General features: G+C 64.3%; 7 protein-coding genes. 5 read left to right on the top strand and 2 right to left on the bottom strand.

All coding sequences use genetic code 11. The features are described from left to right. Positions 1-109 precede the first annotated feature (109 nt). Entirely contained in the window at positions 110-799 is a 690-nt protein-coding gene (locus Asi03nite_RS34380) for a hypothetical protein (RefSeq protein ID WP_203684690.1), read from the bottom strand. Positions 800-891: 92 nt separating this feature from the next. After that, positions 892-1536: a DUF4352 domain-containing protein gene (locus Asi03nite_RS34385; protein ID WP_203684691.1), complete on the bottom strand. Its 645-nt coding sequence runs from the start codon at positions 1534-1536 to the stop codon at positions 892-894. A gap of 163 nt (positions 1537-1699) precedes the next feature. Here Asi03nite_RS34385 and Asi03nite_RS34390 point away from each other — a divergent pair, with 163 nt between their 5' ends. From Asi03nite_RS34390 to Asi03nite_RS34410, 5 genes are all read left to right on the top strand, one after another. Next, positions 1700-3736, top strand: coding sequence for a DNA methyltransferase family protein (locus Asi03nite_RS34390; RefSeq protein WP_203684692.1), 2037 nt, complete (start codon positions 1700-1702; stop codon positions 3734-3736). A gap of 65 nt (positions 3737-3801) precedes the next feature. Then, a complete protein-coding gene (locus Asi03nite_RS34395) occupies positions 3802-5373 on the top strand; it encodes a class I SAM-dependent DNA methyltransferase (RefSeq protein WP_239103134.1) in 1572 nt (523 codons plus the stop codon). Then, complete coding sequence (locus tag Asi03nite_RS34400; protein WP_203684694.1) at positions 5366-6478, top strand: restriction endonuclease subunit S; 1113 nt, start codon at positions 5366-5368, stop codon at positions 6476-6478. Before Asi03nite_RS34395 ends, Asi03nite_RS34400 begins: the two co-directional genes overlap by 8 nt. Before the next feature lie 47 nt (positions 6479-6525). Beyond that, the gene (locus Asi03nite_RS34405; protein WP_239103135.1) at positions 6526-9711 is read left to right on the top strand and encodes a type I restriction endonuclease subunit R; all 3186 of its coding nucleotides are present in this window, start codon (positions 6526-6528) and stop codon (positions 9709-9711) included. A 33-nt stretch (positions 9712-9744) separates the two neighbouring features. Continuing rightward, positions 9745-11094 carry a hypothetical protein gene (locus tag Asi03nite_RS34410; protein WP_203684696.1) on the top strand — a complete coding sequence of 450 codons (1350 nt, stop codon included), beginning with the start codon at positions 9745-9747 and terminating at the stop codon, positions 11092-11094. Positions 11095-11326: the final 232 nt, after the last annotated feature.

Raw genomic sequence — 11326 nt, forward strand, 5'->3', positions numbered from 1 at the left:
ACGTGACGCAACGGCTACCGCTGCCCGCCTTTACGGGGGTGTTCTCAGGCCGTCCGGAGGATCGCAGCTGGCCCCGAGCGATGGTTTCTGTACGGTTGGAAGCCGACAGTCAGTCCGACCATGATGCGGGGGCCGGGCCGAATGCACGTCGGCCAGCTCGGACCGCCAGGGCGGCGAGTCCGGCGTTGGCAGTACCACCGATCACTAGGCCGATGCCGAACGGTGCCACTCGGCCGAGAACGATGATTCCCTGCTTGGTCCCGTACTTCGTGACGAAGTTCCTTCCCAGGATCCCGTTGATCCGGCGCAACGTCTCGACGGGCACCATGGCGACAATCTGGCGACCCCAGTACTGCCCCGTACGCTCAGCGACCTTGGTAATGGTCTTGGAGCCGGACCCGCCGAGCATGATGCCCATCACGATCGTCCGGCGACGCTCGATCTCGTCGATAGGCACGCCGTGGACCTCGGCGATCGAAAGCGCGAAAAGCACGCTCAACTCAAGAGACGAGAGAACTTCGGCGGCGGACAGCGCCAGCGCGACACCCGTGCCGACGCCGGGTGCAGCCGCGGTTCCTCCGACCGCGGCACCCGTTCCGGCCAGAGTACTGACGTACATCCGCTCCAGGTTTCGGATCACCTCCGCCGGGGACGCCTCGGGGTTCCGCTGGCGGGCCCGAGCGATGTTCCTGCGCACCAGCGGGGTCTGGACATCGATCGCTTTGTTGAGGAGGTTGAGGGCTCGGTGCCCACCCTCCGCAGCCATCGACGTGGCTTCGTCAGTGTTGTGTGTCGTCATGGGGTGTCCTCCTTGATCGTCATCTCTACTTCAGCCGTCTGTTGGTGCGCCGCACCGGCAGTCCGGCTGACTGGAACCGGCACGGCGCTTGATCACTTGAGAGACACCCGGACGCCGTCGGAGAACGGCGAGTCGTGCAGCTCCAGGCTGGTGAGCTTGGTGCCCTCGGGCACGTCGAAGACGAGCTTGCCCTTGACCGTGTTGCCCGGGTTGATCTCCGCGAAGAGGATCTGCTGGTCATCGTTGGTGTAGAGGGCCGCGCTGGAGTCGACGGAGTACTGGACCTTCTTCGCGTCGTACGCCTTCTGAGCCGAGTCGAGGAAGGTCTGCGCCTCCTTGCCAATGTTCTTGACCTGGACGCTGATGAGGCAGAACTGGCCCTGCGCCGCCTGCCCGAGCAGGCTGGTGCCGACCTTGCTGACGCCGCACTTCACGCCGGTGACCTTGAACTGGAAGTCACCGTCGGCGGCTGGCTGGTTTAGGCCAGGAGTGTCATCCTTGGCCTCCTCGGTCTTCTTGGGCGCGATGGCGGCCGGCCCTTCCGCCGCGGTCGCCGCCTGCGACCCGTCGGCCGACTCGGCCGTGTCGGTGCCGCCGGAGGCGACCGCGCCGATGCAGCCGATCAGCATCAGACCGACCATCCCGCCGACGATCCACGGCCACTTGCGCTTCTTGGCCGGTGCCGGCGTCGGCGGCGTCCAGCCGGACGGGGTAGCGGGATTCTGCGGATATGTCATGGCGGACTCCGTGTCGTGATCGGGATGTCGCCCACCAAGAAGACCGTTGCCGTCGAAATAAGTCGAGCCGTGCATATGATAACCCGGGTTACCGCGCCAAGCGTTGACTCTGAGCGACAAGTGACTACTGTGGAACCCGTTGGTCACGAAGGAGGTGAAGAGGATGACGGACGAGCTGATGTCGTCGGGTGAGATCGCCCAGCTGGCCCAGGTCGAACGGCCGGTGGTGACGACCTGGCGGCGCCGGTACCTCGACTTTCCGGCCCCGGTCTCCAGCCCCGGCGGTCAGCTCCTCTTCCCCGCAGATGAGGTCATCACCTGGCTTCTGGACCGCAGACTCGGCAACACCGATCCGGAGACCCTACGCGCCGAGCGCGCTCTGCACACCCTGAGCACGTACGGCCGTGAGCACGGCGGCCGAAGGCTGGTGCTGTCACTCGGGGCCGCCCTCTGCCTACGTGAGATGTCCGGCCGGATCCTGCCGCCCGATCCGCTGAAGGCGGCTCAACGGTTCGATCCGGATGACGAGTTCATCCTCTCGGATCTCCAGGAAGCACCCGCACTGGCCGATCTCCCGGGCATGGTCGAGCAACTGATCGAGGGCGCCTACGACGCTGGGCGGGCCCATCAGTTCCTTCTCGGCAGCGCTGCTCGCCTCGGCTGGCCGGAGCTCGACACTGACACGCTGACCCCCCACCTGGTGACGCTGATCCGGCAGGCTGTCGACGTGCCGAGCCGGTTGACCGAGGACGGCTTGATCAGCATCGCCGACCCGTACGCGGGATCCGGCGACCTCCTGACCGCGCTCCTGCCCGACCTCGACCCGGACCGGTTGATCGTCAACGCGGTGCAGCCCGATCCGGTTCTCGCACGGCTGGTGCGCCGTCGTCTCCTGCTCGCCGGCGTTCCCGAATATCAGCTCGAGGTCCGCGCTGACGATCTGAACGACGACTTCTCCGAAGCCGACGTGATCGTGACTCGACTCCCCTATCAGCCAACCGAATCCCGCGACCCGTCTGAAGACCTCAACAAGATCAGCGACATCACGGACCGACTCGGCCGTGGTCGTACGGCCGTGGTTATCGGCCCGGCTGCCAGCCTGGTCGACGATCTACGTGAACCGAAGGCGATCCGACGCCGGAGGGAGTTGCTGGAAGGCGGTCTCGTTGAAGCGGTAGTGCGCCTTCCCGGCGGCACATACCCGGGCCGACCCGGGTATCCCGCGGCAATGTGGGTGCTCACCCGTGACCCGGTGCCGTCGACCAAGGGTCTCCTGCTGCTTGCGGACCTCAGCGGTAGAGCCCTCGACGATCGCGTCGTCGAGGCAGCCGCCGGAGACATCGTGTTGTGGCGCGCCGAGGGCATCCGTCGCGACGGGCACGATCCGCGTACCGGCCGAATCGTCCTCCTGGCGGAACTCGGCTTGAACAACGGAAGTGCACTGCGGCTTCCCGGGCCGACCTCGGTCACCATGCGCGCTCAGCTCGCGATGGACCGGCCCGCACTCATCGGCGAGGCCGAGCGCCGACTCGCCGATGCCGAGAAGGCGACACATCAGTACACGGATGAGAACGGCCCTCTCGACACCGCCGCCGTCCAACACCACGGAAAGCGCCCAACAGAGGTCAGCCTTCGCAGCCTGCGAACTGCCGGCCGCCTGCGAGAACTACCTGGGCACCGGCTCTTGCCCGAGCATGTAGGGCCGCGCGGAACCTACCGGGTACTGGGTGCCGCCGAAGCAACCGGTCAGCGCCCGCAACGATGGATCGACCGGCTCACCCTGGCCGCTGAGTACCCGCACGCCATCCTCACCGAACCGGGTGATCTGGTGGTGACAACCGCCCCGCAGTGGGGTGTGCTGCTCGACGAGGAGGGGCTCTCGGTCATCGAGTTCCCGGCGCGCGGACTACGGATCAAGAAGGGCGACGCCCTGACCCCACGCGTGCTCAAGGCCCTGCTCGACATCGCCCGCAACACCGCCCGTAGTCCGAACGCCGTCCGCGGCCCACGGCTGCACGATGTGACGGTCCCTGACCTGACGAAAGACGAGGCCCACCGCCTCGACGTCGCACTGGGCCGCATCGCCGAGCGCGAACGTCTACTTCAACGACAGCTCGATCTTCTGGACGAAATGCGAGATCTCGCCGTAACCGGCTTCGCCGACGGCACCCTGACGACTTTGTACGGTACGAACTCCTGACCGAGAGAACGGAATCACCAGTGCCCCCACGCAAGCGCGCCACTGGACAGGGCGAACTGCCAGGCATGTCCAGCACCAAGCAGATCCAGGACATCCTCTGGAAAGCCGCGGACAAACTGCGCGGTTCGATGGACGCCGCCCAGTACAAGGAGTTCGTCCTCGGCCTGGTCTTTCTCAAGTACGTCTCGGACGCGTTCGCTGAGCGCCGCGCCCAGATCGCCGAAGAACTGACCGATATGCCGGAGGACAGGCGTGCCGAGTTCCTCGACGAACGCGACGAGTACACCGCGGAAAACGTCTTCTGGGTGCCGGAGATCGCGCGCTGGGACTACCTGGTTGAGAACGCGCCCAACGGCGTCGGCGTGCTGCTCGACGACGCGATGGACGCGGTCATGCGAGAGAACCCGCCACTGGTAGGCGTCCTGCCGAAGATCTTCAACCGGGACAACGTCGACCAGAAGCGCCTCAAAGAACTCGTCGACCTGATCAGCGACGCTCGGTTCACCGGCCACGGTGAGCGCTCGGCCCAGGACGTCCTCGGCGAGGTCTACGAATACTTCCTGGAGAAGTTCGCCCGCGCCGAGGGTAAGCGGGCCGGCGAGTTCTACACCCCCGCCAGCGTGGTAAAGCTGATCGTCGAGATCCTCGAGCCTTACGAAGGTCGCGTCTACGACCCATGCTGCGGCTCCGGCGGCATGTTCGTACAGGCCGGCAAGTTCGTAGCAGCTCACGCCGGTCGCGACCACACCCACGACATCGCCGTCTACGGCCAGGAGGCGAACGAGCGCACCTGGCGGCTGGCGAAGATGAACCTCGCGATCCACGGCATGGACCCTAAGGGCATCGGCGACCGCTGGGCAGACACTTTCGCTGAGGACAAGCACCCGGACATGCGGGCCGACTTCATTCTGGCCAACCCACCCTTCAATATGAGCGACTGGGCCCGCAAAGAGACCGACCCGCGTTGGCGTTACGGCGTACCACCACAGGGCAACGCAAACTACGCCTGGCTTCAACACATGGTCTCCAAACTGGGCGACCGCGGCAGCGCCGGCGTGGTCCTGGCAAACGGATCAATGGCATCCAAGCTGTCCGGTGAAGGCGAAATCCGCCGGACCATGGTAGAAAACGACCTGGTCGCCTGCATGGTTACCTTGCCCTCCAACCTGTTCCGCACGACCGCAATCCCTGCCTGCCTATGGTTTCTAACCAAGGATAAATCCCCGCAGGGCGCGCGAGCACTCGCAGATCGACGCGGTGAGATTCTGTTCATCGATGCCCGCGGGCTGGGCACGATGATCGATCGCACCGAACGCATCCTCACCGATGTAGATTTGGGCAAGATTGCCGATACTTACCACACCTGGCGCGGAACTAAATCGGCGAAGACCAAGGGTCTCTCCTACCATAACGTGCCCGGCTTCTGCTACACAGCAACTCTCGACGAGGTAGCCGCACGCGACTATGTACTTACTCCTGGCCAATACGTCGGGGCAGCTCAAGTTGAAGAGAACGACAGCGCCGAACCGCTAGCCGATCGCATCGAGCGTCTCACAAAGCAGCTTTTCTCGAACTTCGAAGAAGCAGCTCGCCTCGAGAACGCCGTTCGCCACCAAATCGGGAGGATCGATGTCTGATTGGCACCCAACAACACTTGGTGAACTGGTAGCACTTCAGCGCGGTCACGACCTCCCGCAAGGGTTACGCGCAGGTGGCACTATTCCCGTGATAGGCAGTGGGGGCATCGCAGGGTGGCACAACGTGGCAAAAGCGACGGGCCCCGGAGTAACATTGGGGCGAGCGGCAAATCTTGGCATTCCCACGCTCGTGGAAGAAGATTTCTGGCCACTTAACACAACACTGTATGTAACCGATTTTCGCGGAAATGACATCCGCTTTGTGTACCATTTATTTCAAACCCTGGATCTCAGCGGATACAACTCCGGGTCAGTTCAGCCAATGCTCAATCGAAACTTCATCAAGAACGTGCCGGTTCTAGTCCCCGAACCAGCGGAGCAGCGAAGAGTCGCCGCTATCTTAGGCGCCCTAGACGACAACATTGCGGGGAATGACAGCATCGCGACTACCTACGAGGAACTATTCCGGGCGAAGTTCGCCTCCCTCGGAGTTACCGATGGCGGCGACATAGCCGTTACTGACTTAGTCACATTCAATCCAAAGACACCGCTCAATCATTCAAACGAAGCCATTTATGTTGACATGGCCGCCCTTCCTACGCGACTGTCTTCAATACAAACCTGGATGCGCCGATCACCGAAGAGTGGCAGCCGGTTTCAGAACGGCGACACACTACTGGCACGCATCACTCCCTGTCTCGAAAACGGCAAGACCGGGTATGTGGACTTTCTTGGCGATGGCGAAACCGGAGCCGGTTCCACTGAGTTTATTGTGATGCGTTCAAAGAATGGTGTTCCGCCCGAGTTCTCGTACTTCCTAGCTCGGGATGAGCGCTTCCGCAAGCACGCGATCCAAAAGATGGTGGGTTCATCTGGGCGGCAGCGAGTCAGCGCAACCGACGCATCGGACTTCCTTGTTAATCGGCCGGATCCCGGCCAGCTATCAAAGTTCGGCGCCGAGGCCGGTACCGCGTTCCGCCACTTGAGAGCTGTGATGGAAGAGTCGCGTGCACTTGGAAACCTGCGGGACGTGTTGTTGCCGGAGTTGATGTCGGGGCGGTTACGGGTCAAGGATGCCGAGAAAATCGTCGAAGAATCGATTTAGGTAACCACTAATCGCGGGGAGGGGCTGGAATGAGACAGAGCACGAGAATGAGTGAGGCCGACTGGGAAGCCATTGCTCTGGAGGAACTGGGCACTATCGGCTGGGAACCCGGTGAAGGCAAGGATTTCGCTCCTGGCTCCGGGCAGCGGCATGATTGGGCCGACCTCGTACTGATCGAGGATCTGCGGGCCGCGATCGAACGTCTAAACCCCAACCTGCTGCCGCCGGCGGTGACCGACGCGGTGCGCGCCGCCGTCGACGTCGCCTCCGGTGAGGCATTTGCCGAGAACCGGGCGGCACACGAACGGCTCGTCGACGGCATTCGCTCGGTCTCGTACACCGATGGGTATGGGGCCGAGCACACCCCCACCATTCGCCTCGCAGACCTGCATGATCCGCTCGGCAACACCTATCGGGCGATCAGTCAGGTGATCGTGGTGGACGGCGACCGGAAGCGCCGGTTCGACATCGTGCTCTATCTCAACGGGCTGCCGGTCGCCGTCATCGAACTGAAGAACGCCACCGACGAGAACGCCACCCTGGTCGGGGCCCACGCCCAACTGCAGACATACCTGTACGAGTTCCCGCTGGCGTTCCGGCACGCCGTGGTCTGCCTGATCTCCGATGGGATCACCGCGAAGTACGGCACTCCGTTCACTCCGTACGAGCACTTCGCCCCTTGGAACATCGACGAAGAGGGCCGGCGGATCGACACCACCGCGCCGGAGTACGACGGCCCTGAGGCGCTCGCCGTAGCGCTGAACGGCGTGTTCCAGCAACGGCGCTTCCTCGAACTGACCTCGGGTTTCGTCAACTTCACCTCCAAGACGAAGCGGATCGCCAAGCCGCACCAGCATTTCGCGGTCACCAAGGCCGTCGAGGCAATCGTGCGGGCGGCGCAGGGTGACGGCAAGGCCGGCGTCGTCTGGCACACCCAGGGCTCCGGCAAATCGGAGGAGATGGTGTGCACCACCGCGCTGACCGCCCGCCATCCGTTGTTGAAGAACCCGACGATCGTGGTGATCACCGACCGCAACGACCTGGATGACCAGCTGTTCGACACGTTCGCGGACAGCGAGCGGCTGCTCGGTCAGGCACCGGAGCAGGCCGCTACCCGGGCTGACCTGCGGGACAAGCTGTCCACCCGTAACGCCGGTGGCATCGTCTTCACGACGCTGCAGAAGTTTGGGCTGACCGTGGACGAGAAGGCGGCGGGGCGTTCGCACCCGCTGCTGTCCGACCGGCGCAACATCGTGGTGATCGTCGACGAGGCACACCGCAGTCACTACGACAACCTGGACGGCTACGCCCGCCACCTGCGCGACGCCCTGCCGAACGCCACCTTCATCGCCTTCACCGGCACCCCGATCTCGGAGGCGGACCGCGACACCCGCGACGTCTTCGGCAAGTACATCGACACATACGACCTCAAGCGTGCCGTCGACGACGAGGCGACCGTCCGCGTCTACCACGAGCCGCGGATCATCCCGGTGTCGTTCCCGCCGGACGTCGACCCGGCGGACCTCGACGAGAAGGCGGACACCGCGTCGGCCGGCCTGGACGACGCGGAACGCCGCAGGGCTGCGGAGTTTGCGGCGAAGATGAACATCATCTACGGAGCGCCGGACCGGGTCCAGACGCTCGCCGAGGACCTCGTGGCGCACTGGGAGGCACGGCGCGAACTGGTGTCGCCGCAGCTCGGCGGCCCGGGCAAGGCGATGCTGGTCTGCGCAACCCGGGAGATCTGCGTCAGCGTCTTCGACGCCATCAAGAAGCTGCGGCCGGACTGGGCGGACCAGGCGGTCGACAAGGGCAAGATGAAGATCGTCTTCAGCACCCTGCCCACCGATGACGCGATCTTCCACCCGCACCTGCTGCGAACGTCCCAGCGCAAGACCGTCCAGGCCCGAGCCAAGGACTCGGACGACGAGCTGGAGCTGCTCATCGTCCACTCGATGCTGCTCACCGGCTACGACGCACCGCCGATCCACACCATCTACATGGACCGGCCGATGCGCGGCGCGAACCTGATGCAGGCGCTCGCCCGGGTCAACCGCCGCTTCCGCAACAAGAAGGACGGGCTGCTCGTCGGTTACGCCCCGCTGACCGAGAACCTGAGGAAGGCGCTCACCGAGTACAGCTCGGCCGACCAGGACGACCAGACCCTGGGCCGGGAGATCGACCGGGCCATCAGCGAGGTGTACAACGAGGTGGCGGTCCTCAACGCCATGCTGGCGCCGGTGAAGTGGGAGAAACTCCTCGCCGACCTGAGTAACAACAAGCGCTGGATCCAGGCCGTTCACCAGGCCGCCAACTTCCTGCGCAACCCGTTGACCCCGGGCAACAAGGTCGAGGGTGACGCGAAGCCGCTGCACAAGCGGTTCCGGGAGTCGTCGAGCAGGCTCGAACAGTTCCACGCTATCTGCGCCAACAGCCGAGACTTCCGCGACCGCGCGGACGACTTCGACCGGCTTCGCCGCGACATCCAGTTCTTCACCGCCGTACGCATCATGATGGTCAAGCTGGACGCCGCGGCTCGTGAGGCGGAGGGTCTGCCGCGTACCGCCGAAGTGCAGTGGTATCTCGCGCGGCTCGCCGCGGAGGCGGTGGACGCCGCCGAGATCACCGACATCTACGCCGAGGCCGGCCTCGGCAGGCTGGACATCACCGATCTCAACGAGGCGGCCGTCCAGCGGCTGGAGAACTCCGAGACCCCGCATCTGGCCGCCGAGGCACTGCGTCGGCTGATCCAGCAGAAGATGCGCGAGGTGACCAAGCACAACGTGGTCCGCCAGGAGAGCTTCTCGGCCAGGTTGGAGGCGCTGATGACCCGGTACATGAAGCAGCAGCTGACCAGTGCCCAGCTGATCGCCGAGTTGGTCGCGATGGCCAAGGAGGTCTCCGCCGAGGCGCGGCGCGGCGAGCACTTCGATCCGCCGCTCACCGTTCCCGAGCTGGCCTTCTACGATGCTGTCGCGCAGCATGACCTCGCGAAGGCGGTGATGGGCGACGACGAGTTGGCGAAGATCGCCCGTGAGATCGTCGCCACCATCCGGGCCAAGATCACCGTTGACTGGTACTCCCGCGAGCCGGTCCGGGCCAAGCTGCGCAACTTCATTCGCCGGGTACTGGTCAAGTACGACTATCCGCCGGACCACGAGCGCGCCGCCGTCGACCTGGTCCTGCGCCAGCTTGAAACCTTCGCCACCGAGTGGACGACCACGGCACCTTGATACAGCGACATCGACCGGATGCGGGGAGGCACCATGGGTCGACAGCTGGGAACGGTCTTCGCCGACGACACCGTCATCAACCATCTTCGAGACGTCGCCGACGGCCGAGCCATCGGACACGAGGACGGTGACAGCAAGATCTCCTTCCTCGGAACAGAACGGGTCAGCGCACCGGTCGTACTGGTTCTGTATCAAGGGTCGGTGCAGTTCGTGGCCGGCGTCTACGAGGAGAACCGGGCTGACGATCTCCGCTGGATGTTTCAGCTACGGCGGTTGACTCGGCTCAGACGCCCGGTCGAGGTCAGCCGTCTCCGGGTAGAGCTCCGGACTGACCAGCAGCGCCCCTTCGCGAAGCAGGGTCGCTTGACGCCGAAGGCCAGCGAGACCGTACTCAGGATTCTCGTGGACGAGAACCCCGGCCTCGAACACGTCCTCGGGGCGCTGTACGGAATCCGGGACATCGACCTACCCGTACCGAGAAAGGAGGCGCTGGCAGAGGAGCGGGATTCGCTCGCCACACTCTGCGCGTTCACCGGCGCGCCGGACCTGGCACCGGCAGGCGGTTTCCTCTCCGAGGACGAGATCGGCGACATCCAGGACCGCGACTCCTTCCTACCTCCGATGTACGGCGTCACGCCACGCGAAGACCCCATGATCGAGCACGATGCGAACACGTTCTTGGGCTGGACCCGGCAGAGAATCGACCGTCTCGCCGTCCGGCGGTTCGAGGACAGTCACGGGCGAACACTGGACGTCATGAATGTCAACCGCTGGCCGATCGAGACCAGGCTCGGCACCGACCTCATCTACTACCACCGGCAACGGCGCAGTTTCGTCCTGGTCCAGTACAAGCGGCTGGTGCTCGACGATCTGCGCTGGCGCTGCCGGGTGGACAGCCATTTCCAGGACCAACTCGAGGTCATGCGTACGCTCGATGCCCGCTGCCTCCCGCAGTACCCCGGCAGCGACTACCGGATGGTGCCCACACCCAGTTTCGTGAAGATCTGCCGGCTCGACAGCCTGGACGTCGACAGCACATCGATGATCTCGGGGATGTGTATGCCACGCGAGCAGGTCGCTCGGTATCTCGATCGCCCGGAATCGCCGAAGTATCTTGATCAAGACACCTTCAAGGATCATCTGACCAGCACGATGTTCGCTCAACTCGTCGCAGTGGGTGCGGTCGGTACCGTCGGCGTCGCGACGGAACTCGTCAAGGCCGAGATCGAACGGTCACTGAGCCAACAGAAGTCGGTCAGTCTCGGCGTCTTCAGCGACACGACAGGACGCCGCCCGTCCTGGTCATCCCCCAGCCGTCGCAGGTCACGCTCGGGCAAGGCGAGCAGCCGACAACCTGACAGTCGGCAAGCACCGCTCTGGTAGATACCCGATCACCGAATCGGGTCGCATGTTCCGAGTCGGCCCCGCCGTGGTGGCGCTGACGAGAGCCGGTGTCTCGACTGAAACGGACCGGAGGCGTTCGACAGCACGGCTAAACGGCGGAGGCGATCGAGGCCTGAGTGATGCCGCCTTCTACCTCTTGGGCTGCATGTTCCGTGTTAGTTCTGCTGCGGTGGCGTCGGCGAGTGCGGACCTCTCCAAGGAGAACGGGCCC

Source organism: Actinoplanes siamensis (genome assembly GCF_016862395.1).
Lineage (GTDB): Bacteria > Actinomycetota > Actinomycetes > Mycobacteriales > Micromonosporaceae > Actinoplanes > Actinoplanes siamensis.